This window comes from Candidatus Pelagibacter sp. HIMB1517 (assembly GCF_052047895.1).
GTDB lineage: Bacteria > Pseudomonadota > Alphaproteobacteria > Pelagibacterales > Pelagibacteraceae > HIMB114.
The window spans coordinates 36,149-60,542 of the sequence record NZ_JBNAIW010000002.1 but is presented as its reverse complement, the minus strand read 5'-3'; the positions used below and the strand labels follow the sequence as shown (position 1 = coordinate 60,542).

At 31.7% G+C, this 24,394-nt stretch carries 27 protein-coding genes; 18 read left to right on the top strand and 9 right to left on the bottom strand.

From position 1 onward, the window contains the following. Positions 1-127 precede the first annotated feature (127 nt). Genes ACTTAT_RS01875 through ACTTAT_RS01835 form a run of 9 tightly spaced genes read left to right on the top strand, consistent with a single transcriptional unit; the run spans position 128 to position 7,083 of the window. Entirely contained in the window at positions 128-700 is a 573-nt protein-coding gene (locus tag ACTTAT_RS01875) for a prepilin-type N-terminal cleavage/methylation domain-containing protein (protein WP_440679364.1), read from the top strand. After that, complete coding sequence (locus ACTTAT_RS01870; protein WP_440679363.1) at positions 654-1,517, top strand: type IV pilus modification PilV family protein; 864 nt, start codon at positions 654-656, stop codon at positions 1,515-1,517. The genes ACTTAT_RS01875 and ACTTAT_RS01870 overlap by 47 nt, the downstream gene beginning before the upstream one ends. Beyond that, positions 1,507-2,139, top strand: a complete 633-nt coding sequence (locus tag ACTTAT_RS01865; RefSeq protein ID WP_440679362.1) for a PilW family protein — start codon at positions 1,507-1,509, stop codon at positions 2,137-2,139. Before ACTTAT_RS01870 ends, ACTTAT_RS01865 begins: the two co-directional genes overlap by 11 nt. Next, positions 2,139-4,004: a LamG-like jellyroll fold domain-containing protein gene (locus ACTTAT_RS01860; RefSeq protein ID WP_440679361.1), complete on the top strand. Its 1,866-nt coding sequence runs from the start codon at positions 2,139-2,141 to the stop codon at positions 4,002-4,004. Before ACTTAT_RS01865 ends, ACTTAT_RS01860 begins: the two co-directional genes overlap by 1 nt. Before the next feature lie 3 nt (positions 4,005-4,007). Then, positions 4,008-4,754, top strand: coding sequence for a type IV pilin protein (locus tag ACTTAT_RS01855; protein WP_440679360.1), 747 nt, complete (start codon positions 4,008-4,010; stop codon positions 4,752-4,754). Positions 4,755-4,805: 51 nt separating this feature from the next. Further along, positions 4,806-5,468 (top strand): type IV pilin protein, encoded by a 663-nt coding sequence (locus tag ACTTAT_RS01850; protein WP_440679359.1) that lies wholly within the window; start codon positions 4,806-4,808, stop codon positions 5,466-5,468. A gap of 17 nt (positions 5,469-5,485) precedes the next feature. Beyond that, positions 5,486-6,271, top strand: coding sequence for a prepilin-type N-terminal cleavage/methylation domain-containing protein (locus tag ACTTAT_RS01845; protein WP_440679358.1), 786 nt, complete (start codon positions 5,486-5,488; stop codon positions 6,269-6,271). 8 nt (positions 6,272-6,279) lie between these two features. Then, positions 6,280-6,684: a rhodanese-like domain-containing protein gene (locus tag ACTTAT_RS01840; RefSeq protein WP_440679357.1), complete on the top strand. Its 405-nt coding sequence runs from the start codon at positions 6,280-6,282 to the stop codon at positions 6,682-6,684. A gap of 42 nt (positions 6,685-6,726) precedes the next feature. Then, positions 6,727-7,083, top strand: coding sequence for a response regulator transcription factor (locus tag ACTTAT_RS01835; RefSeq protein ID WP_440679356.1), 357 nt, complete (start codon positions 6,727-6,729; stop codon positions 7,081-7,083). A 181-nt stretch (positions 7,084-7,264) separates the two neighbouring features. On the opposite strand, the gene ACTTAT_RS01830 is transcribed toward ACTTAT_RS01835, so the two are convergent. Both ACTTAT_RS01830 and ACTTAT_RS01825 read right to left on the bottom strand, forming a co-directional pair. After that, a complete protein-coding gene (locus tag ACTTAT_RS01830) occupies positions 7,265-10,306 on the bottom strand; it encodes an ATP-binding response regulator (RefSeq protein WP_440679355.1) in 3,042 nt (1,013 codons plus the stop codon). A 23-nt stretch (positions 10,307-10,329) separates the two neighbouring features. Beyond that, a complete protein-coding gene (locus tag ACTTAT_RS01825; protein WP_440679354.1) occupies positions 10,330-10,983 on the bottom strand; it encodes a DUF3047 domain-containing protein in 654 nt (217 codons plus the stop codon). A gap of 92 nt (positions 10,984-11,075) precedes the next feature. Here ACTTAT_RS01825 and ACTTAT_RS01820 point away from each other — a divergent pair, with 92 nt between their 5' ends. From ACTTAT_RS01820 to ACTTAT_RS01810, 3 genes are read left to right on the top strand one after another with little or no spacing between them, the layout of a single operon-like run. Continuing rightward, entirely contained in the window at positions 11,076-12,686 is a 1,611-nt protein-coding gene (locus tag ACTTAT_RS01820; RefSeq protein ID WP_440679353.1) for a SpoIIE family protein phosphatase, read from the top strand. Between the two features lie 24 nt (positions 12,687-12,710). Next, the gene (locus ACTTAT_RS01815; protein WP_440679351.1) at positions 12,711-13,436 is read left to right on the top strand and encodes a type IV pilin protein; all 726 of its coding nucleotides are present in this window, start codon (positions 12,711-12,713) and stop codon (positions 13,434-13,436) included. Positions 13,437-13,464: 28 nt separating this feature from the next. Further along, positions 13,465-14,172: a type II secretion system protein gene (locus ACTTAT_RS01810; RefSeq protein ID WP_440679350.1), complete on the top strand. Its 708-nt coding sequence runs from the start codon at positions 13,465-13,467 to the stop codon at positions 14,170-14,172. Here the strand turns inward: ACTTAT_RS01810 and ACTTAT_RS01805 are convergent. Continuing rightward, positions 14,169-15,005 carry an AAA family ATPase gene (locus ACTTAT_RS01805; protein ID WP_440679349.1) on the bottom strand — a complete coding sequence of 279 codons (837 nt, stop codon included), beginning with the start codon at positions 15,003-15,005 and terminating at the stop codon, positions 14,169-14,171. The two genes, ACTTAT_RS01810 and ACTTAT_RS01805, sit on opposite strands and share 4 nt — an antisense overlap. 42 nt (positions 15,006-15,047) lie before the next feature. On the opposite strand from ACTTAT_RS01805, the gene ACTTAT_RS01800 reads away from it, so the two are divergent. Next, positions 15,048-15,668, top strand: a complete 621-nt coding sequence (locus tag ACTTAT_RS01800) for a hypothetical protein (RefSeq protein ID WP_440679348.1) — start codon at positions 15,048-15,050, stop codon at positions 15,666-15,668. Beyond that, a complete protein-coding gene (locus ACTTAT_RS01795; RefSeq protein ID WP_440679347.1) occupies positions 15,658-16,701 on the top strand; it encodes a putative zinc-binding metallopeptidase in 1,044 nt (347 codons plus the stop codon). Before ACTTAT_RS01800 ends, ACTTAT_RS01795 begins: the two co-directional genes overlap by 11 nt. Here the strand turns inward: ACTTAT_RS01795 and ACTTAT_RS01790 are convergent. From ACTTAT_RS01790 to ACTTAT_RS01780, 3 genes are read right to left on the bottom strand one after another with little or no spacing between them, the layout of a single operon-like run. Beyond that, the gene (locus ACTTAT_RS01790) at positions 16,685-18,397 is read right to left on the bottom strand and encodes a tetratricopeptide repeat protein (protein WP_440679346.1); all 1,713 of its coding nucleotides are present in this window, start codon (positions 18,395-18,397) and stop codon (positions 16,685-16,687) included. The genes ACTTAT_RS01795 and ACTTAT_RS01790 overlap by 17 nt on opposite strands. 35 nt (positions 18,398-18,432) lie before the next feature. Continuing rightward, positions 18,433-19,191 carry a prepilin peptidase gene (locus ACTTAT_RS01785; RefSeq protein ID WP_440679345.1) on the bottom strand — a complete coding sequence of 253 codons (759 nt, stop codon included), beginning with the start codon at positions 19,189-19,191 and terminating at the stop codon, positions 18,433-18,435. Between the two features lie 6 nt (positions 19,192-19,197). Continuing rightward, positions 19,198-19,713 (bottom strand): STAS domain-containing protein, encoded by a 516-nt coding sequence (locus ACTTAT_RS01780; RefSeq protein WP_440679344.1) that lies wholly within the window; start codon positions 19,711-19,713, stop codon positions 19,198-19,200. 43 nt (positions 19,714-19,756) lie between these two features. On the opposite strand from ACTTAT_RS01780, the gene ACTTAT_RS01775 reads away from it, so the two are divergent. Further along, the gene (locus ACTTAT_RS01775; protein WP_440679343.1) at positions 19,757-20,275 is read left to right on the top strand and encodes an MJ0042-type zinc finger domain-containing protein; all 519 of its coding nucleotides are present in this window, start codon (positions 19,757-19,759) and stop codon (positions 20,273-20,275) included. Here ACTTAT_RS01775 and pilO read toward each other — a convergent pair whose 3' ends face one another. After that, entirely contained in the window at positions 20,276-20,968 is a 693-nt protein-coding gene (gene pilO / locus ACTTAT_RS01770; RefSeq protein ID WP_440679342.1) for a type 4a pilus biogenesis protein PilO, read from the bottom strand. 5 nt (positions 20,969-20,973) lie between these two features. After that, positions 20,974-21,159: a hypothetical protein gene (locus tag ACTTAT_RS01765; RefSeq protein WP_440679341.1), complete on the bottom strand. Its 186-nt coding sequence runs from the start codon at positions 21,157-21,159 to the stop codon at positions 20,974-20,976. A 45-nt stretch (positions 21,160-21,204) separates the two neighbouring features. On the opposite strand from ACTTAT_RS01765, the gene ACTTAT_RS01760 reads away from it, so the two are divergent. Both ACTTAT_RS01760 and ACTTAT_RS01755 read left to right on the top strand, forming a co-directional pair. Further along, positions 21,205-22,689 (top strand): hypothetical protein, encoded by a 1,485-nt coding sequence (locus tag ACTTAT_RS01760; RefSeq protein ID WP_440679340.1) that lies wholly within the window; start codon positions 21,205-21,207, stop codon positions 22,687-22,689. Positions 22,690-22,694: 5 nt separating this feature from the next. Beyond that, positions 22,695-23,237 carry a type IV pilin protein gene (locus ACTTAT_RS01755; protein WP_440679339.1) on the top strand — a complete coding sequence of 181 codons (543 nt, stop codon included), beginning with the start codon at positions 22,695-22,697 and terminating at the stop codon, positions 23,235-23,237. Here ACTTAT_RS01755 and ACTTAT_RS01750 read toward each other — a convergent pair whose 3' ends face one another. After that, entirely contained in the window at positions 23,238-23,600 is a 363-nt protein-coding gene (locus ACTTAT_RS01750) for a hypothetical protein (protein WP_440679338.1), read from the bottom strand. A 121-nt stretch (positions 23,601-23,721) separates the two neighbouring features. On the opposite strand from ACTTAT_RS01750, the gene ACTTAT_RS01745 reads away from it, so the two are divergent. Next, the gene (locus tag ACTTAT_RS01745) at positions 23,722-24,354 is read left to right on the top strand and encodes a type IV pilin protein (RefSeq protein WP_440679337.1); all 633 of its coding nucleotides are present in this window, start codon (positions 23,722-23,724) and stop codon (positions 24,352-24,354) included. Positions 24,355-24,394: the final 40 nt, after the last annotated feature.

Here is a 24,394-nt window from a genome sequence, read left to right as displayed (position 1 = left end):
ATATTAGTAAGATCTTACCAGAAACCATATTGACCATACAAGAAAAGGTGACCATGAGATAAACACGCAAGAAAAACTTAGTTTTTAAAATCGGCCAATTCATTGTAAATACATTACTATAAAGAAGATGAATCGCAATGGTTTTAGTATACTCGAGTTATTAGTTGTAATTGCAGTGGCATCCATCGTGGTTGGAATAGGTCTACCAGCAATAAATAATTTTGGTGTGAGTGAAAATTATCAAGGTGATATTTCAATTGTTAGATCACAATTTAATTTAGTACGTCAGATGGCTATGGAAGATGGAAATGCGTACCGTATTAAAATTGTAAATAATGACAGTGATAACACGGCAGAATTAGAAGTTTATAAAGATGAGAGTTTAAACCGTTTTAATACTGAGTTTCACAAAAGCTCATCACCACCTTGTTCTAGTTTTTCAGGTGTTGGTAACAACGGTGCAAAAGTTGATGATCTCACAAAGGAATTAGAACATTTTGTAATTAAAAAATGCACATCACTTACTGGAAATTGTACGGCTGTTTCTGATGCAAATAATTATTTTTGTATTTTACCAAACGCAACTATGCCTGAGAATGCAAGAGGGTCCATTACAGCTTCAAATCGAGCTGGAGGAAAATCAGATTTTTTAAATGTCTACTCATCAGGCTTTTTTAACATTGGGAGTCGAATTGATTAAAAATAAATTTAAAAAACAAAAAGGATTATCGATTGTAGAGGCTATTACCGCCTCAACGATACTTGCAATTTCAGTTGTAGTTTTTATGACGCTCCAGTCAGAACAAGAGAAAAGATTCACTCTTCTTAGAAAATTTGACAAAGCTGCTTATGCAGTTGATTTAATATTTGAGGAACTCAATGCAGTTTATGCTCCAAAACCAAATCAATATGGAGATCCCGTTGTTTTTCAAAACACCAACCCTTCAGGAGGTTCAACTCAATCAATCGTCATTAGTGCACTGACATCATTGCCTGAGGTGGGTGATCGCTTTGTAATTGCAGGAGTTCCAGGAACATATGAAATTACAGCTAATACTGCACTTACAAATACAAGATCAACTTTGACAGTAAAACGATCAGATGTTCCAAATACTTTACCAAATTTAAGCTTGGCTACCAATGCGGTAGCTAATGCAAAGCTAACTTTTACTTTAAATGCCAATGGATCTTTAGAACCTTATGATGATTTGGATTTATTAAAATATCAAGACAACACCTACAAGGCGACTTTATCATCTGATATTGTGACCAATTTAGAAAAGTGGGGTGACTTACTTAACAACCATCTTGGTCGTGCACTGAGTGGAGATAAAAGATTATTAGAAGTTGATGACGTTACCGTTAATATTCCGGTTGATGATAATAATGATGGGGTCACAGATCAGATTAGTGGGGTCGATCAATTTACATCTGTTACTAAAACCCAAGTTACCATCACGATTAAACAAGATACGGTTACAGAAATTTTTAGGAGACATTTTACCAATGGTTCTTAATAAAAGTAAAAAATATCAAAGTGGTATGTCCTTAGCCGAGGCATTGATGGCAGTTGTGATTTCTACGATTGTTATGGGAACCGCTTATTTTATTTACAACAACTTCCAACAAACGTTTGTCAGACAACTCAATCACAGTGTCATCAAACAAGAAGTAAGGTTTGCAATTCATTCACTGCAACTCGATTTAAAAACTGCAGGATATAAACATATTGATGCCTCAACTGAAATAACAGATGCAAATGCTATTAGATTATTCGATACATCCAACAATGCGGTCACGGATGGAAATGATGCAGATAGGGTATCTGCTTGTTTTGATCATGAAAATAATGATGGAACCATTCAGAGAAAAATTGTTGAATATGAAATTGGAACTGAACAATCAGGTGATACAGAAAAGACAGTATTAAAAAAAAGAATTTATGACTCGGATAATTGTACATTAAATAATGATGATACCATGCCATTATCTTGGGAACCTGTAGCTAAACACTTTAAAAAATTTAAAATACAAAAGAAAAATAATATTTTAAATTTTGATATTGAACTTGAAGATCCAGGTGACAAAATCATTGAAAAATATAACGCTGCCGCGTTTATGAGGAATGTGAGTTATTGATGAATAATAATGAAAAAGGTTTTGTTTTAGTATTTGTCATTGCTGTTGTCGCTGCGCTGTCTTTAATGACAGCTTCAATGAATTTTTATTATGACAATGCGTTAAAATCGACGACAAGAAATAGCGTTTATCAGCAAGTTAAACTTGCATCAGAATCTGGAGTTCAAGCGGCTAAAAATTGGTTACTGACTGAAATGAATAAGGATCAATTTTCTTTGCTTGATATTCAAAACACCTCTCACATTGATAATTCTAACAACCAATGTTTAAATCGTCATGGTTATACTGATAACACAAAAGATATTCATTTTACAAAATGGATTAAAGGAAATTTAGGAACCGACTCTAAATTTGCAGGAATTCAATATGAAGTCTTTATCCAACGATATGCGGATAATATTCGGTCATTATATTTTGGAGGATTTGGTCCAGGCGGAGCATCAGATGGCTTAGGAGAATCTCGATCTGGAGCATATGTCAGAAAGTTCAAAGATTTTCCGGAAGATCAATTTACTGTTGAAATGTGGGTTTACAATGACAAGGATGATGTGAATTATAATATGCATGCCTGGGAGTATGGAAGATACTGGGATGTTGTTTTAAAAGTTATCAATAACGATTCTTATGATCATAAATACTCTCCTAGAATTGGTGCATACGAATTAACATCAACAGATCCAGCAAATAATTTAAATGTTGTTAGAAAACAATGGACACATCTTGCCTGGGTTTGGGATGGAGGATCTGCAACAGGAAATACTCGTATTTATCAAAATGGAATGCTCACCGGTACTTGGGATGCGAGTTTTAACAATTCTGACACAACGTTTGGGACATCCGCAACAGGAGCCAATTTGCTCCCCAATCAAAATACAGATGGTGATACGAGTGTGGATTATTTGCCACTTGTTATTGGAAATGGACTTAATGGTTTTGATGAAGGGACAACGGGTGATACTGTAACAACAGCAAAAAATAATGGTGTAGAATTTCAAGGCGTTCCTTGGCTTGGGAATATTACCGAAGTTAGAATCTGGAGCAACTCTAGAACACAATCAAATATTGCTGATAATTACAGAACGCGTCTTACTGGTTCTGAACCTAATTTAATAAGTTATTATAAATTTAATGAAGGCAGCGGAAGCACTGTAAATGATAATGCTACAAAAGCTGATGCTGATAAAAATCATTTAACTGTGATGGGATTAAGTTTAACAGGAGACAATCAAACAAAATGGCAAACAACATTTGCTAAATATCCTCTAGTAACTGACCATGATACCGCTCCATCTATAAACGTTCCACCTGGTGAAGACGTTGCGTATTATAGAATATTATCATGTGGTCGAGGACCAGAAGGACAACTCATACCATTAGAATCCATTGTTTCAGCTCCTGTGGTAAAAGGAGATATTGGAACCGAAGGAGAAGTTGCAACGGTTACAGCTGATTATGGTTTTACATCAACCACTGTTCCAAATACTGTTGAATTTAGTTTTTATAATGATGGGTCATCAAATTCAATTTACATGGATGATGAGGATAGTATTGACATAACCAATATTCCATCAGGATGGACAGTTAACCAATCCTTTGATGGAAACTCTACACCTTTAAGGATCACACCTCAAACTGGAATTACTATGGATCAATTTAAAGCTGGATTAACGAATGTATTTTATAAAAGTTGTGGAAAAGAACATGACTGTTCCTCAAATCCAGAAACATATACTCCTGGCATAAGAAGAATAAAGGTAGATCTTAATTATACCAACCCAGCGCTCAATGAAACTCACGGATTTACAAAAAATTTACAAGCTAGAGAAAAAGTTATTTTAACCCCAGTTTCTTGGAGAATCAGGTAAATCATGTTACCAAAAAGAATGTCTCAAAAAGGATTTTCACTTGTCGAATTATTAGTAGTGGTAGCCATCATTGGTGTTTTAGCCGGGGTTGGGATTGTTGGGTATGACAGGTACGTTGAAAATACTAAACGTAAAGTTTTGGAACAAATGCATAATACTATTGTAAGAGCTTTTGAGACTGAATTTACAATTTTACAAAACAATCTTGGTTCAGCAATGAGAGAAAGAGATAATGCGGGAAATTGGATACAGCGAGATTCAGATGGAACACCAACAACATCAGGAATAACAGAGGCTACTGCGTCAAAAGTTGGAGAATTTACGACTTGTTATAATTTTATTTGGTCTTTGAAAAAGCATTTTGAAGGTCAGGAAAACGGATTTCAAAACCCCTGGGTGAAAGGAAAAAAAGCTATTACAATAGATACTGAAGGAAGGGCAAATCATAAAAAAGGCCATATCCAAATGTACTGCTATTTAACTAATGGAGGTTTTGGATCAGGATCTGGTTGCGCAATAAGTTCCGGAGCTGCCGCTGCTAGGGTGCATACTTATTTTACAGATAGAGGTTCACAAGGATCTGGTCCTCAACCAAAAGAAATGGTTGCATACATAGGTGGGGGGAATTTTTCAACAAATTGGCCTCAAAAAAAATCTGATTGCGGATGGTCAGATAGCTCTGCAAGTACAGATCCTGTATACGGTGCCTGGAGTGTTACCAATTCAATTTTAACTGAAGCTGATTATTGAGTATTTTTTAAGAAAATTTCTATAATCTAATTTTTTTGGTAAAGTAGTTCTATGACTCAAAAAGGGTTTTCACTTGTCGAATTATTAGTAGTGGTAGCCATCATTGGTGTCTTGGCTTCAGTTGGTGTTGTTGGATACGATAGATACGTTGAAAATACAAAAAGAAAAGTTCTAGACCAAAATTATGAAAAAATTTTAAGAATGATGGAAACAGAAGATCTTATTGTTAAAAATGATCTTGGAAGTGCCGTTGATGAATATGATAAAGATGGGAATGCTACAGGAAATAAAATTAGCGGTGATACGACTTGTATTGAATTTTTGGTATCAATGAAAAAACATTTACTAAAAGATAATACAGCTTTTAGAAATCCATACCGAACAGATAAAACTAGTATCACTGTTGATAACCGTGCCTGGAATACCCATGAACCAGGCATGATATCTTTCTTTTGTTATAGGGCATCAGGTGGTTATGGTTCAGGAGGAGGGTGCCCAATGTTAGAAGCTAGATTTAGAGTAATTGTTTATTACGACCCAAAAGGTGTAAGCGGAATTACACCACGACAATCACATAAAGGCATAGGCGGCAAGTACACTGAAAACATAGCTACTGCACAAACTGAGTGTGGATGGGATCAAGACACCCATGGAGATTGGAATACGGGAACCGATAATATTGATACTGATGCCGCATATACCCCTGGGAGTTAATTTAATATAAATATTTAATGAATAAATTTAAGAATGGTTTTTCACTCGTGGAGTTACTCGTTGTTGTAGCTATCATTGGTGTCTTAGCTGGTGTTGGGGTTGTTGGGTACGATAGGTATGTTGAAAATGCAAAAATGAAAGTGTTTGAGCAAAATATTCAAACAATCTTAAAAGCGGTTGATTTCGAATATACCGTTGTCTCAAATGATTTGTCCTCAGCCATGAATGAAATTGCACCTGACGGAACTGCTACAGGAGACAAAATATCTTCTAATTCCACATGCGCACATTTTGTTTTTTCAGTAAAAGAACATTTTAAAGATATGACTAATCCGTGGTTTCCAAATAAAAAAATGATTACAGTAGACTCTGAATACAGAGGAGAACATAAAAAAGGGATGGTGCAAATAATGTGCAACAGGTCCACACCAAGTGGGAATGGTTTTAGAAAAGGATGGAATTGTCCAGTTGAAAGCTCTAATTTTATGGTTTACGCTCATTACCGAGATGGCACCACATATAGTGCAGAAGGTTATACTGAAAGTGGTGACTCATCAGAATTTATTGCAAGATCTAATGCTGACCAATCAATTATTGGAATATCATATAATAGAGGTTTAACTAATTTAACGAGAGCAGGTTATACTTCATCACAAATTTGGGATAACAATGGTGCTACAGGTTTTGCCAATGGTCCATTTATGCAGCCTGGCGCAGGTGAAGCTCTGTGCGGTTCAACTAACCGAGGTATTGACTGGGAAATTGGAACTAACTATCCAATCTCGACTGATGCTGACTATTAATTCATTTAATGAAATTAAAAAAAACATCTACAGAATTAGTTGAAGAAGCTCAAAAAGAGGTAAATATTTTAACTCCTCAAGAAGCCAAAGATATATTAGAAAAAAATAATCCTACACCTTTACTCTTTGATATTAGGGATCCTAGAGAGTTGGAAAAGACAGGGACAGTGAAAGGCGCAATTAATATGCCAAGGGGAGTTATTGAATTTTGGTTAGACCCTGAAAGCCCTTATTACAAAGGGTATCCGTTAGAGACACCAAAAATATTTTTCTGTAAATCAAATTGGAGAAGCGCAATTACTGTCAAATTTCTTCAGGATCAAATGGGAATAGACAATATTTCAGTTATTGAAGGTGGGTTTGTAAACATGATCAAAGAGGGTATATTTAAAATTGAACTATTTAAAATTTAATCTTATCTTTTAGATTTTTACAAATTCCTGTATAAAAATATCATGACAAAAATTCTTTTAGTTGAAGATAATGAGATGAACCGAGATATGTTATCTAGAAGACTTATTAAAAAAGGTTTTGAAGTTGATATGGCGATAGATGGTGAAGAAGGTTACAACAAAGGAAAGTCTCCAGATTATAATGTGATTTTAATGGATATGAGTTTACCAAAAATGGATGGATGGGAGATTACGCAAAAATTGAGAGCAGATGGTATAAAAACTCCAATAATAGCTTTAACTGCTCATGCATTGGAGTCTGATAAGAAAAAATGTTTAGATGCTGGTTGTGATGAGTTTGATACAAAGCCAGTTGAACTTCCAAGATTATTAGAAAAAATTAATAAATTTATATCCTAATGGCAGAATTAATTTTCATATCTTTAATTGTTATTATTCTTATCTTTTTAGTGTATCGGATTGAAGTGGGATTAAGGAAAATTCTTTATGTTGTTGAAAGAAATGGAAGAAATATTCAAGATATTTTAAAAAAACAACAGCGCAAAGAAGGTAATATTGGAACAGATATAGATTCTGATATTTAATTTTTTTCAATAACTAAATTATTTACCAGTTCTTTAATTGCTTTTTCTCCAAGATCGGTTTTTTGAATAATTAAAGATACATCCTTTTCGATATTTATAACTTCATCAGAGTTTAAATCTTTTGCAGTAAGCACGATAATTGGAATATCTTTTAATTGATTATACTCTTTAACCCTTGTTAAAAATTCAAATCCGTCCATGACAGGCATCATCAGATCTAGAATTATTCCATCAACTGGTTTTTTTGAAAGTTTTTCAATGGCATCTTGTCCATTATTCGCTTCTGAAAAATTGAAATTATAATCTTTTAAATGTCTTTTTACGATGTCACGGTTATCTTTTAGATCATCAATAATCATGATGTTATTGTTTTTCATTTTTTCTTTTTGTTTTGTTATTGCATCAATTAATTTATTTCGGTCGACCGGTTTTTTTAAATAATCGTCTGCACCCAATCCTTTTGCTGTATTATCATCATCTAACATAGAGATCATAATCACAGGGGTATCTTTAAATTTGATATATTCTCTTAACGTCTTAAGCGTTTCCCAGCCACTTTTTTTTGGCATCATAATATCAAGCGTAATTAAATGAGGATTTTTTTGATTTGCAATTTCTATGGCTTCATTTCCATTTGATGCGGTTAAAACAATGTACCCTTCTTTTTCCAGATTTCTTTTAATCAAATCCCTTGCTGATTTATCATCATCAACAACAAGAATTATTTTTTTTCCAGTTTCAATTATTTCGTTATTTTTTACATCGTCTGCTATGGTTTCTGACGTTGATACATTTTTAGGTATGGTTACGGTAAAGATGGATCCTTTTCCAATTTCACTTTCAAGTTTTATAGATCCACCCATGAGTTCACAAAACTTTTTTACAAGAGACAGCCCCAATCCTGTGCCCCCATATTTTCTTGTTGTGGAACTGTCTGCTTGTCCAAATTCTTCAAAAACTTTAGCAACTTTATCTTTTTCAATTCCAATTCCAGTATCTTGAACATAAATACTCAAAAAGTTGTTGTCATCTTGATACGTTTTATAGCCTAATGTAATCGTTCCATTTTCTGTAAATTTTGCAGCGTTTGAAATTAAATTAAATAAGATTTGTTTAATTTTAACACTGTCACCCTTTATATTTTTAATACTTTCATCTTTTACAATTTTTAATGTATTTCCTCTCTTAACCACAAGTGCTTCACTGGTATCCGCCACTTCTTGAGCCAGTGATACAAAATCAACTTCATGAACATCAAGTTCCATTTTTCCAGCCTCAATTTTAGAAATGTCTAAAATGTCATTAATTAATTGTAACAAATGTTTTCCTGCAGAATTAATTTTCTTTAAATCCGGAATATATTCTTGGTGCTGATTGTCTGTAGCATCTTCAGTTAAAATTTCACTGTACCCAATAATGGCATTCATTGGAGTTCTCAGTTCATGACTCATGTTTGCTAAAAAAGCACTTTTAGCTTTATTTGCTTGCTCAGCCTCTTCTTTTAAAACACTTACCGTTTGTTTATCTTTTTCTCTTCGAATGACATCTGACTCAACAGCATTTACCATTTCATTAAATGATTTAGATAATTCACCTATTTCGTCTCTTGTCTGAACTCGAGCTCTTTCACTGTAATATCCAAGCTTAATTCTCTCTGAGACTTCAATTAAACTCCTGAGTGGTTTTAATAGGCCTAAAATCAAATAGGTTGTTAAAGCAAAAGCCAATAATAGAGCAACCAAAACTGCAGATGACATATTAATGAATAAGTTTCGAATTGGACCAAATAGTTCACTTGTCTGCATTTCAGTAACAAGAGCATACTTAATATTTTTAAATTCAAATAAGGTATAAGATGACAAGACTTCTTTATTTTGAATATTAGATGAAACTCTTATTCCAGTTTCACGATCAAAAGCCATATCAACAGACTCGTTTTCAACTTTTAAAAGAAGGTTTGAGGTGGTTAAATTTCTAATTCTATTTATATTTTTTTTATTATCTTGATTACTAATTGATTTAAAAAATGTTTCTTTATCCTGAATGTATAATCTTAGATCTGATCTTAGTAATAAATCTTCACCAACAAGATAAGAATTTCCAGTAAGACCTAAACCAATCTTTTTCCATTGATAATTATTAGCCATCACTCGATTTAAATTGTCAGCTTTAATTTGTGCAGCAAACACCCCGCTAAAATCGCCATCTGCATTAAAAATAGGTGCCATTACAAATGCAGCCGGCGCAAAGTATGAGGGGCCGTATCTTTCAAAATCTGTAAAATAAACTTCAGGTTCTTTAAATGCATTACTTTCATATTCATTTACAATTCTTTTTGCCATTTTAGCAAAATTTGTATCTTTATGAGGGCCATCTTTTAAACTTGTTGCATAGTCAGTTTCTTTAACAACCGAATATACAATTTGCAGATTTTCCTTAGAGATTAAAAATACATCGTAAAAATTATTTGAATCTTTGAATTTTTTAAATCTATCATGATATTTTGGATGAGTTACCAAGTTATATTTTGTATCATCATTTAAATAATAAATTTTATCTTTAAAACCCATCGGGTGGTCAGGGTTATTTAGATAGGCGTTTTGTAAATAAAGTGTTTGATCTTGTTGTTCTCCAAATGCGTAAGCTATTTTTAAGAAAAGATCTAACTGGGTTTGATCCACATCTTTAAATTCATTTTGAATTCTAAATTTAAATTGATCTTCATAAAAAATTCTTATATTTTTTTTTAAATCTTCCTTTTGAAATTCTGTGATTTTAATTTCTTTGTAAGATTTATCAAAATCAGTTAAAGCCATCTTTGTGTCAAGTGATTGGCTTTTTGATAAAATTAAATTTTCTAAATTTTTGTAATATTCATTGATTGTTTCTAATTGTCTGTCTCTTAGGTTATTTAACAAAGCAGATTTTTCAATTTTAACATCATTAGAATATTGTACGAAAGTAAATGTTCCAAAAACAAGTATTGCCATCATTGATATCAAAAACACCAACACGGATAGCTTTTGATATAAGCTCATTTTTATTTTATTTAAAAATTGCATTAGTTTTTACTTAAATAAATGTTTTTAAAAGAAGTTTCAGTTTTTGTTTTTGTATTATCGGTATCAACCATTAAGGCAATGGACTCTAAGTAATCAATATCGATGTTCCAAAATTTTTGAATATCATTTCTTAAATCCACTTTGTGTTTTATCCAATAAAAACCTGGATCATGGTAACCGTTTAAAGCAACATCATAAGATTTGGTAAACAGATTGTTATATGGACTTTTCCAATGAGTATTTTTCAAATTAGTATTAGAAAATACATAATTAATAAAATATTTGTTCCACGGCATCATTCCATCTTTGTAGGTGAGATAAACTCGAGCTGGAAAATCATGAAACTTTTTCTTCGTCTCATCTGTATTTTTGAATTTTTCAACTTTCCATTCAAAATTTAAATAACGATAACCTTGTTTTCGCAAATTAATATTAATATCATAAAACAACCCAGATGCCGAACTACTAGATTTATGGGTAATGATAACCTCGTCATCTAAGCTTTTAATTCTACTAATTTTATTTTCACCTTCGTAGTTTTTTATTCTGTATTCCTTGATGGGTTTATCAAACAAGATGAGGTTTGATGCAAAAACAATGGAACTAGATAAAGAAAAGATAGAAATAGTGAGTACTTTAAGCGCTCTTAACATTGTTATTCTTTATATTAATTTACCTATTTTTTTAACATTATAATCTAAATTTTTTTTAGATTATTAATCAATTATGTTAAGTATGATTGCATATGTCTTCAATTGATAGAAACAATATAGAAGCACTTAAACAACGTTTGTTAGAGCCATCAAATATCATTCTATCTTATGCTAGTATATTAAATGAAAAGAGAGTCTCCCAATCGCTTGATGAATTTGAAGATGAATTAAATAAAATCATTGATGCTTCACAAAAACTGATTGATGAAATCAATCAAGCTGTTTCGGATGATGTTTTAAATTTAGAGTCCAATGAGGTCTTGGAGTACCAAAAAAAAACAAGGCATGATTTAAGAAACATCATAAACATTATTCTTGGTTATAGCGAAATGATTTTAGAGGATCTTGACTCTTCACATCAAAATCATCCTGATATTAAAAATCTTTTAGAAGAGACAAAAAAATTTAATTCAAATTTAGAAGAACTTGTTCAGCTAAATGTATCTACAAAAGAACAAAAAATAAATTCAGAAGAGAGTGAAATTTTAAATAAACTTGCATCAATGATTAAACCTTTGGCTAAGCAAGATAAGAATAATTTAATTACAGGTAAAATTTTAATTGTAGATGATAATAAAAGTAATTGCGAAATGATTGAGAGACAATTGCAAAGAGAAGGGCATAAGACAATGACTTGCTTTGATGGAGTTGAGGCAATGAATGAACTTAATAAATCTGATTATGATACTGTTTTGCTTGATGTGTTGATGCCCAGAAAAAATGGTTATGAAGTTTTAATGGAAATGAAACAAAGTTTTAAACTCAAAGATATTCCGGTTATTATGATTAGTGGTTTTAAAGAAGAGGATACGATTGTAAGATGTATCGAAGCTGGGGTTGATGAGTATTTAACCAAACCTATTAATAGCACACTATTAAAAGCAAAAATTTATTCCTCATTGGAGAGAAAAAAGTTTAGAGATCGTGAAAAACATGATCTTCAAGTTGCTGCAGATGTTCAAAAAAGTTTAATTCCATCTGAGGCTTATTTTCCAGATAATTTTTATGCAAGTAACATTGCTGCAAAAGGGGTTTCTGGAGATTTTTATGATTGTATTGACATTGATAGTGATCGATATGCATTTATTTTAGCTGATGTATCTGGCAAAGGCATGCATGCCGGAATTTTAATGGCAAAAACTTCTGCACTTTTCAGAAGTTTAACAAAGATTGAAAAAAATTTACAAAAAATTGCATGGAGAGTAAATAAAGAACTTTGCGAAACCTCATCTCAAGGCATGTTTGTCACTTTAGTGATGGGAATTTATTACAAAAAAATTAAAGCTATCGAATTTATAAACGCTGGGCATGAGCCTGTCATGATTGCAAAGGACAATGGTTCATTTGTTGATCTTGAAAGCAAATCTCCACCTATGGGAATGATGGAAATTGAACTTAATGACTTTATCGTTCAAACTTATAACCCAAAAAATGAAAAAGCACTTTTTCTTACTTTTACCGATGGCGTTACCGAAGGTAAAGTTCAGTCTGGAGATGAATTTGGAAGAGACGGAGTTAAAAAAACAATTAACCAATTAAAAGATCAGCCAATAAAAAAAGTGATATCTTTAATCAACCAGTTATTAGTTATAGAAAATCAAAAGCTTCATGATGATATTACAATATTAGGTATTGAAATATAAAAAGAATTTTATTATTGAATTATCATGCATCAAAAAGGTTTTTCACTCGTAGAATTACTTGTTGTTGTAGCTATCATTGGAGTATTAGCGGGTGTTGGAATTGTTGGGTATGACAGATATGTCAACAATGCTAGAATTAAAGTTGCTATACAAAATTATGAAACAGTCTCAAGAGCTGTAGGTTTTGAGTTAACGGTAGCAAACAACGAGCTTTCAAGTGCAGTTAATGAAGTTCAATCTGATGGTACAGCAACTGGAAACAAAATTAGTTCTACAACCACATGCAATGATTTTTTATTTAGTGTGAAAGAGCATTTTGCTGAATTTAAAAACCCATGGAATCCAAGTTTAGAGGCTATTACTGTTGATACCGTTGGTCAAAGTTCTCACAGACAAGGCCAGATACAATTAGTTTGTTATTCAATGTTTGGCAATTTTGGTAATGGAGGAGGTTGTCCGATTGGTATGGATGCTTGTAGAGTCCTTGTAATTAATTATTTAAAAGATAGAGGGCGTTGGAATACGACAGATGGTTTATGTGGTGGAACTATGTCACCTGGAACAACAGATTTAACAGAAACGCAATCAGATTGTGTTTGGATTAAATTTTTTGGTGGAAATAAAAGAGCTACCGAAGCCGAAGCCCAAGCAGATTGTGGAAACCCAAGTCCATGGTATATTCAAAATAGTACTATAGCTGCAGATGCAGGTGGCGCTTGTGGTGGGTCATCTGGTCAACCTTGCAGTTAATATCAAATAGTATTATTAACTCTGAAGAATGCAAAAAGGATTTTCACTCGTAGAATTACTTGTTGTTGTAGCTATCATTGGGGTATTAGCTGGTGTTGGAATTGTTGGGTATGACCGATATGTTGAGAATGCAAAACAAAAAGTTTATGCACAAAATGTTCAAACAGTCGTTAGAGCTATAGATTTTGAATATACTGTAATAGCAAACGAACTTTCCTCAGCAATGAATGAAATTAATACTGATGGCACTGCCACTGGAATGAAAATTAATGCAGATACTACTTGTGGGCAATTTGTATACTCTGTTAAAGAACATTTTAAAGATTTTACTAATCCGTGGTTTCCAGATAAAAAAATGATAACCATTGATACTCAAGGGCAAGATACTCATAAAAAAGGAATGTTACAAATTGTTTGTCACCGTGGTGGTGGTTTTCAACTTGGTTGGAATTGTAAAATACAAGACTCATTATTTCATATCATAGCTTATTATGAAGATGGATTAGCAGGGACTGAAAGAACTGATACAAATAGTTTGCAAGGAGGCAGCGCAGTATCCAATGCGACTGGAAAAAAACATTCTGAGTGGTTTAACAGAGGTTATACAAACGTACCAGTTGCTGATCGTTATAACGCTTCAATGCCATTCATGACCGTAGCAGCAGGTCAGGCACTTTGCGGAACTGATGGATGGAGTAATGCTGCAATTGCTATATCAACTGATGCAAGTTATTAACCAAAATTTTGAATAGCGTTTTCAAGGTCTTGTTTTTTAAGCATCATTAAATCAACTTTAGTTTTATTTTCTTGTTTTCCAAGTCTCACTGCTTGCTGTTGAAGCGTTGCTTCAAAGAAACGCCTAATATCTCGACCATTTGAATACTTGTCTCCAGTGATGGATATAACTTTTTTACAACAGTCTTTAAGAGTGTTGTTTGCATCACCTTGAATCAGGTATTGGTTGTCTTTCGTAAATTTATAAAAAATTTGATAAAGATCTAAATCATTATAATCTTCAAATAAAATTGTTCTTTTAAAACGTGAAGCTAAACCCGCATTGGCATCAATAAATTTGTGCATTTCATTTTCATAGCCCGCAACAATGACGATTAATCGATCACGATAATCCTCCATGTATTTTAACAATTCATCTATAGCTTCTTGTCCAAAGTCATTAGGATCATCTGGTTTTACCAATGTGTATGCTTCATCAATAAATAAAACATTATCAATGGCACTATTGAATTTGTCTGCAGCTTTTACTGCCGTTTCACCTTTTTGAGCAACCACAAGATCACTTCTTGTAATTTCAATTAATTTTCCACCAGAAATTAGTCCAAGTTCTCTAAAAATTTTTGCTAAAATTCTAGCCACTGTCGTTTTACCAGTTCCAGGGTTTCCAGAAAATATTAAATGATTTGAAATATCTGGAGAATCGCTAAGGCCAGATTTTTTTCTCTCAGCAGCAGTTTCAAGATAAGCAACCAAAGATTTTACCTCATCCTTTACCTTTTTTAAGCCAGGTAAAGTCATAATTTCTTTTATATTTTGCTCAATAACTTCGTTCATGAAAGATTTCAGTTAAAATCGAATATTGATATACATTACTTAATGTCAACTTTAAAAGTATTTTTTTTATTAATATGTTTAATGTTACCCAAAGAAATTGTTCATGCAGGTGAGCCTGGTACAGCAGAAACTACTAAAGTTGAGCAAGTGGATAACAAAGAGCCCCAAAATAAAATTCAAAAAAAAGAAATTGTTAAAGAAAAATTAGTAAATACAGATATTCAATTACCAAAAAATCCAATAGACAAAATCTTTTTTCAACCTTTAGGACAGGTTTTAGATCCTAGATATGCAATAGTAACAGGTGACTGCTCACCTGCTCAAAAAGGTTATAGCTGTAAAATTGTAAAACCTAAAAAAAAATCAAACCATTTTAATAAATATTACTATTATCTAAATGGCAATAAAGAGGTTTATGGCGTGATCGCTTTTAGAGATCATCGCATAGGTAATGTAGATTATTGCAGATCTTTAATAGGGGAATGGGGGGAGTATTTTAAAAATTTTGAATTTGAAACTAAGACCAAAGAAGAAAATCTTGATCAGCTTGTGCTAATAACAAAATCTATTAAACCATCAGAAGTTTATATGAGCTGTTACCCAGAGTCTTACAGAGATATTAAAAGTTACTTTTCTTTAAAATTATTTATTAATGAGAGTTAGTTTTTATTTACTAATATTTAGTTTATATGCTTTTCCATCTTTATCTAATAACAAAGCTTTTTATGAAGGAAGAGCTAAGTTTATAAAAGAATATATTAATGAATTACAAGTACTCCGAAAAAAAGACCCAGATTATAATGGGGCGATTGCTGAGTCTCTTACTGGTTCTTTTTTTCAAGCATTAGATAAGAAATCACAAGATCAAGTTGAAGCCCAAGCTTTAGAAAGTTGTAAAAAAAATAATAACAAGGGATGCAAAATTAGATTTAGAGGTCTTGCTATTAATCCTGACTATAACCGGTTAGCTGTATTTGATAAAAGTAAAGGAAATTTAAACGTAGGCATGGAAGATATCCCATCAAATTTCATGTTATCTCACAAGGGTATATCATTTGTATTTTCTACATCAGACTATCAGGCTAAAGACTTTACGTGTGCCAAAACAAATAAAGATAATGACTTTATTGTTGATATCATTGTCTCTCAAATCGATCTTTACCCAACATCTTTTTTAGGAAAGGCTGGTCTAAAATTTGTTCTGATTTGTGGTGACATTAAAGCCCTAGGCTCATCACCAGAAGGATTAGCGCCGTCTCATTATGATCAATCCCCAGGTGTTTTTATGTTATCGGTTCAAAAAATAAAAAAACAAATTGATGCTGGCCAACCACAAATTATTAAACATATCTTTCATCATGAATATTATCATGTAATTGACAGTACATTGACCAAAGCAGTTGTGGATGATGATTGGGTTAATATTAATAGAAATCCATATAGTCCAGAAAACTTGAAAGCGAACGTAAATGAAATTTTATCTGACGGAAGAGGTTTTGTAAGTAACTATGCAAAAAATAATGAATTTGAGGATAAAGCAGAGTTGTTTGCTTATCTTGTTACAAAGAATAAAGAAATGAGATCCGTTATGACAAAAGATGTTGTTATTTTTAGAAAAACCAAATTGATGATTGAGAGAATGAAATCATTATCTGGTGATATAAATGGAAATTTTTGGTCTAAGCTTTTAAAGTAGGATCGTTTTCTTTTCTAATTTCTGAAATATTATGAACTAATGTTTCGCATTCACTTTTTAAATTTTTAAAAACATCTTCCCAATGATGATCTTTTTGCCTAAACAATCTCATATTATCATACCAAACACTTTCCTCTTTTTCTAAAAACCATCTCCAGTCAGGGACTTTAGACAACAATACCCATGTTTGAGTTCCAAGAGAACCCGCAAGATGAGCAATTGATGTATCTGTAGTAATCACTAAATCCAAATATTTTAATATGACTGTAGTATCTAGAAACTTATTTGACCCTTGATCAATTAAAGGATCATAATCAATGATTTGTTTTTCTAATTCATTTGCTTGCACCTGGTTTCTTGCAAAACCTTTTTGAAGTGAAATAAATGATGCATTTGGGATAGATAGTATATCTTTAAACATAGTTAGATTTACACTGTTTAAGTGATCTCTTGGATTTGCAGGATCCCCTTGCCAGCAAAGGCCAATTTTTATTTTTTGATCAACTCCAAGCAACATTTCCCATTCTTCAAGCTTATTATCATTCACTTTAATATCCGTGGGTTGTGGGCATTGATCTAAAATATTTGGTGCTAAAATTTTAGGTAGATCTAATAGTGGGACCCAATAAAAAAAATTATCATAATTTTGATCAGGTAAAATAAATTCATCGATTTCAGATATATTTTCAAATAAGTGCTGAATTTCCATTGGGCAACTAAATACAATCTCGCAATCAAGTTGTTTTAGAAGAGGGATGTATCTTGAAAATTGTATGATATTTCCAAAACCACTTTCGCTACAAACCAGTATCCTCTTTCCGGTCAAAGGCTCACCACGCCAAATTGTTTTCTTTTTACTTAAGATATTTTTTAATAATGGATCATTAAATATTCTAGAGTGGTAGCGTTCAAAACCTTCATTAAAGTTTTGAGTTAAGAGCTGAATAGACCCTAGGTTAGAATTTGCACGACTAAAATCGGGGTTTAAATTTAAGGTCATCTCATAAATTTCTTTTGCTCGTTCAAAATTCCCTGAGTGATAAAGTGTATTAGCAAAATTAAAATGAGCAATTGTAGAATCTGGTTTTATTTTTACTGCTCTTTCATGGCATAATACTGCATCATCATATTTTCTCTGAAGGTAAAATAAGTTTCCTAAATTGCTTAATATAAAGTGGTTATTAGGGTTATTTGTAATTGCATTTTGATAAACCTTGATTGCTTCATCAAAATTTTTATTCTTTTTATGAAGTAAGGCTAAATTAAGATAGGCGAAAACTTCTTTAGGATTAATATTAATGGCATCCTCATAACACATGATTGCTTCTTCAGTATTATCCATTTCCTGTTGAGCTAGACCTAAAGTGATATATGCTTGAGTATATAAAGGATCTTTTTCAATAATATTTTTCATTAAAGCTTCAGTGAGCTCATAATATTTGAGATAATAAATATTTTCTCCGAGCTTATATAAAACATCCTTGTTATTTTGATCTCGTGTGGACGCATCAAGATAATACCAAATCGATTTTTTATAAAAGTTTTGGTTAAAATAAATATCACCTAGAAGTTCATAAATTTTTGGATTTCCAGGTTGTTTGTTTAAGAGAACTGAAGCTCTACTTTCAGCATAGGTAAATTTTTTATCTTGTATTAAGCTTCTGGTTTCTTGAATTTCGGAGTTAATTAATTCCATATTTATTACGAATCTCTACAAAAGATCATAAATGATTATAAAAGGAATTTGTAGAAAGTATCACCCACCAAAATATATAAAAAGGCAGCTAACGTTATAAAACAGCCATAAGGTATAGGATAACGTTTATCTTTTTTAATTATAGTCAAAGGAATTGCTATTATTAGAGCTACAACTGAAGAAAAAAACATGACAAATAAGATTGATTTTAAACCAAGCCAAGCACCAATCATCATCATTAATTTTGCATCTCCAAGCCCCATACCTTCAATTTTTTTGTATTTGAAAAAAAACCAGCGGATCAAATAAAACACACTAAAGCCAATGATTAAGCCTGCAAATGAATCTGCAATTAGAACATTAAAGGGATTAAGGTTTGTTGCCGACAAGATGAAACCAATCAAACTCAGAGGTAGTGTAAAAATATCTAAGATTAAATATTCATTTAAATCAGTAAAAAAAATTATGAGTAATGAAGATACAAAAATTGAAAAGAACAACGCATTTAGGGTTAGATCAAATTTTAAATAACTAAAAACAAAAATTATAGCCGTAAGTATTTCTACCACAGGGTATTGAAAGCTAATTCTTTTTTTACAAAAATTACATTTTCCTATCAAAAAAATAAAACTAATTAATGGTATGTTATGAAACCATTTGAGCTTGTTATTACAATTTGGGCAGGCGGATTGTTTTAAAAATATATCCTGATTTTTTGGTAATCTTAAAATACAGACATTGAAAAAACTTCCAATGATAAGGCCAAATAAAAAAAGGTAGATCTCAACTACCACTTAAAATTATCTTTTGAATTTAATTTTATCGTCTCCATCATCATCACGACTAACTTGAGGAGAAATATTATCATTTCCGGTTGCTGTTTCTTCAGCTGGAGCTTCTTCAGCAGGTGTTGCTGCTGGTTCACTACCTGTCATATCGATATTATCACTTGCTGTTTCTTGTGGTGCCGCTTCAGGCTCAGGTGCAGGTGCGGATCCCGCATCTTTACCACTTTGACTTTCAATTTTAAAAATTTTATCAAGGTGAGCTAGTTTGATAACTTTCATTACCTCATTGCTGACATTGATTAGGGCAAAAGGTTTATTCGTTTTTTTTCCAGTTTGCATCCCTTCAACTAATGAAGCTATTCCAGAAGAGTCAATGTAACTGACCTTTGCCAAATCAACTGACACAGATTTGCACTTTTCAAATAATTCCTTGATATTTTCTCTGACTACTGGCGATTGGTCTAAATCAATCTCCTGTCCCAGTTCTAAAATACCATTATCCCCATTGATTTTTTGTTCGATAGACATGTGATAAACTTTATACTATTAAACTGTAAAAACAAGATTTCTTATGATTATTGATTGTATCTGTGGTTTAAAAAAATTTGAGGTCAACGCCGACCAAATTCCAACCGAGGGTCGTCAAGTTAAGTGTGGAGTATGTTCTAAAGAATGGTTTTATAAACCAGTTGAGAATGATGCGACCTTACAATTAGATCAAACAAACCTAGATACTTCAAATCAAATTAATGATGATGTTCAAATACCATCATCTACCGAAGAAGCAATTTCAGCTGCTGAACAAGATGAAAAAATGAATTTTTCTTTTGATGATGATGATAACACAATGCCATCTAAAAGTGAGATGGACGAAAATTTAGAAAAATTTAAAGCAGAGAGAAAAAAGAAAAAGAAAAGTTCACTTTCGCAAGGTGCAAGAACAAGAATGCTTGTTTATTTATTAATCCTTTTATTATTGGCTCTAGTAACTGTTAGCATACCTTATAAAGATAGTGTTTTAGCAGTATTCCCAGAATTATCGATTGTGTTTGAAGGCTTAACGCCTTTGTATCAGGCAATTTTCAAATAATTAATTATTTTTTTGCTCTTTAAATTCTTTTAATTTTTTTTCTCTTGCAAGTTTTCGTTCTTCAGCCCTTTTCATTTGTTCTATAAACTTTTTTTTATCTTTAAAGAGTTTGTCTTTTTTTTCAAAGATAATTGCACTAATGATTGCATTCACTTTAATTTTTGAAGAAGATGGTGTCTCTCTAATAATAGTCTCTTTTTCAAAGTTTATTCTAAAAGGTGTTTTTGAAATATCCTTTTTAAAATTAACATAGTTGGTATAGCCAGATAACAGTTCAAGATTAATCGAATACATTTTATAATCCCTTACCTTCTGGGTTTTACCTTCATTAATTGTAGTAATAAATACGTTATTATCGCTCGCAAGACCTGAGATAGAATTTTTAAAACTTTGAAACTCCATTGGTGACATAATAGTTTGTAACGACTTAATATACTTATATTCTAAATCTTTGGTTTCTTTGCCAATTTTAGCCATTTGAGTCATAATTGTTTTTGACTTTTCTTCAGCGCTTTTTCCAATTCTGATTTGCCTTGCTTGTGATCCTTTTAAACTGATCGTGTAAACTTCTAACGCAAGTATTAAAATGATTGAAAATATAAGTACCGAAACACCTATAACAATTTTTTTGGAATGATCTTTTAAAGTTTCATCTTGTACTGAATTGCTTTTGTTTTTATTTGATCCAAACACTTAAATTACAATAATCCTAAACTTAATTTTTTAATTATTTTAGCGCACAATTGATTTGATGAGTTTATAACAAATTTTTCTACATGATTGATTTGATCTTTTTGCAGAATAGGATTTTCGTATCGAGACTCATATACTCTTTGCGTAGCTTTGATTAAATCCTCAACATCTACTTTGCTATTGTTTTGCATAATGTAACGCTTTTGTTAAATTTTATCTATTGATTCGTAATATATATGTTTGAAAAGAACAATTCTATTAAAGAAATACTTAAAGAGGCGAAAGAAAAATTGTCTAAAGACAACGCTTTAACATCAGAGAAAGAAGAATTTAACCAAAAGATATCAAAGGCTTTGGATGGCAATGTTCTGGTTTTAAATAAAATCTATGGGAGCGATTCGAAAGATAATATCGATCAAAGATCAAAAAAAATAACTGAAATTGTCGAACATCAAAGCGCTTTATTGCTAAATCAAGAAGTAACCAGTGGAACAGGGTCTTCTTTGTTACTGAGCAATGAAGTTCATGAGAATGAAGTACTTGTTTTAAATAAAGAGGTAGCGGACGAGGAGACATTGTTATTAGATAATGAATATGAAGGACCGTACTCAGATGAATTAAAAGAAATTCATCGTGAAATAGATGAATTAAAAGAAAGATCAGAAGAAAAAGATCCATTTATTGAAAGAATTGAGCAACTTGAAGAAAAACAGGTAACTTTATTCAACAAAGTTGATCAGGCTCTTAACGAAATTCAGTCTAAGGATCCTTCAGAGGAAATTGCACTAAAATTAGATATTTTTAATAATCAAATCAATAATGAGATTGATGAGAAGATATCTAAAATCAATGATCAAAATAGTATTTTTGAGGAAAGATTAACTCAAATAGAAAGCTCATCAGAAAATTTAAAAAACAGTATTGAAAACTTAGATTTTAAAATTGAAGAATTATCAAATAATTTAAATGAAAGTTTAAATAACAATATTCAACAACAAATTTCGCAACTTGAACAAAGTAAAGTTGCTCAAGATGAAAAGATTAACTTTAAACTTAAAGAGTACGAGCAAAATATCCAAAATCGTTTTGATGCCATTGAAGGTCAAATGAAAACTAGCATAGATCAGCTGCACAAGTACCTAGAAGAGGAAAAAATTAGAAAAGAAGAAGAAAAAAAGAACGATCCTGAATATCAATCAAATTTAAGATTAAATAATATTTATAAAATTATTGAGATGCAAATTAGCCAATCACTTGTTAACAATATTACAACTCAACCAACCACAGTCGCTAATCATCCAAATCTAGCTACTCAGCAAATAACACCAGCTCAAGTGAAAGAGGATAGTGGAAACGAAAAAGAAATCTTAGACAAATTAGAACACTTAAGTCAACAATTGTCGAGCAAAGTCAAGATTGATGATCAGGGTATCAAAGAAGTTTACAGCCTAACCAATTCAAAAATCGAACAAATGCAGGAAAAATTAGAAAAAGTAATTTTAGACTCCAATAGTAATAAAGAACTTATTGAATACTTCAAATCTCATGAATTGAGAAACCTTGAGGAACTTAACTTTGATTTATCCGAAGTGAAGCAGTTTGATGAAATAAATCAAGCAAAGTCTTTTATTGAACAATTAATAATCAAAGAAACCAAAAATTGGATTAATAATAATCAGAAAAATATTGAAGAAATTTGTAAAAAGATCATATACAAATAATCTTCATGAAAAAAAATTCTGGCTTTTCACTGGTTGAGCTACTTGTTGTAGTTGCTATTATTGGAGTACTGGCAGGAGTTGGGATAGTTGGTTTTCAAAGGTACACTGAAACAGCAAAACAAAAAGTTGCTCTACAAAACTTAGATACTGTTGTAGATTTTTTTTCAACTGAACTGATTATTTTAAATAATAATATCCAAAACCAATCTGCATTAATCAAAGTTGGAAATGCTAAATGGACAAAAGAGACTCATAATCTTGACTCTTTTCTGACTGGATCAGCGCAATATCATGATCTTGGCTTTGGTTTAGCTAATTTTAAAAATCCATTTGAAAACAGAACGCTCAAACAAGTTTATTCTTTAAGTGACCCAAATGATGCAAATGATGCTAATTTAACATTAAAAGGAAACATTGTCTTTAGAGTTCATCCTGACTATTCTACTGATGGTTCTAAAATAACCGGAGATAGAAAATTTCAAGTGATTTATTATAAAGATGATAATCAAATCGATACACCAAATATAAAGAACTTTACTTTAAGGTAACTAAAAAAAATATTTATACATATCCTTTAAATAACTTAACATGGCTAATAAGATTGATAATTTTGCAAGTATTGACCAATACTTTTTACCTTCAAATTTGTTAGCACTTCTCCATATTCCAATAGTTGAAATATAAGCGTAGATTAAAAATATTGCCCCAAGTACAATGACGATTAATTTCTGATAGGTGTAATTGAAAGTAAATTTTAAATTTAAAATCGATTCTAAAGGTTCTTCTTGAAAAAACAATACAACTGAGAATAAGCAAATAAAATAAATTAAAGGTATAATGTTTCCATAGAACCAAAAGGCCCTTTTTAAAGGAAAACTACCTAAATAAAGCATTTTAAGCGTTTTTTTCATTTATAATTTCAGAATACTAATAATAAAGTGCAAATCAAACTTTGGTTAAATACTTGCATTATTGGGCGACTTTATTTAATTAATCCCTAAATTTAGCTAAATAAAAGGGAAATATATATATATGAAAAAAACACTTCAAAAAGGTTTCTCACTTGTAGAACTTCTAGTTGTTGTTGCAATTATTGGAGTATTAGCAGGTGTTGGAATCGTTGGATATCAATCATACACTGAGTCAGCAAAAGAAAAAGTTGCTGAAGCAAACTTTAACTCGGTTGTAAGATTTATTGAAACAGAATTAACATTGTTAAACAACGGTGTACAAGATGCATCAGGAGCTTTATTCCACACAACTCCTGCATCAACTTATTCAAGTTGCGGATCTACTGCTTTCACTAGAGGAAGTACCACTAATGGAACAGTTGCTGGGTTAAAAGGTGGTATCGCTTGTCACTTTGGTACTCAAGATGGTGGTTTAAAGTTTAAAAACCCATTTAAATCTTCGACTACTAATGCGGTGATCGCAATTAGTGGTGCAGGTACGGGTGCAGTTGGTAACTATCAAAAAGGTTCTATTTTAATCAGAACATCTCAACCTGGTGAAAACGGTTTAACTTCTGGTGCTACTGCAACAGAAGGTACAACTGCAGGTAAGATTACAGTTGTTTATGTTGGAAAAAACGAGACTGCTGTCCCAGCATTATCAGCGCAGACAACTGCAAATGGTTACAAAACTAAAGATTTAGAATTAAAATAATTTTTTTTAATTTTACATTTGAAAAAGGCCTCAATGATTT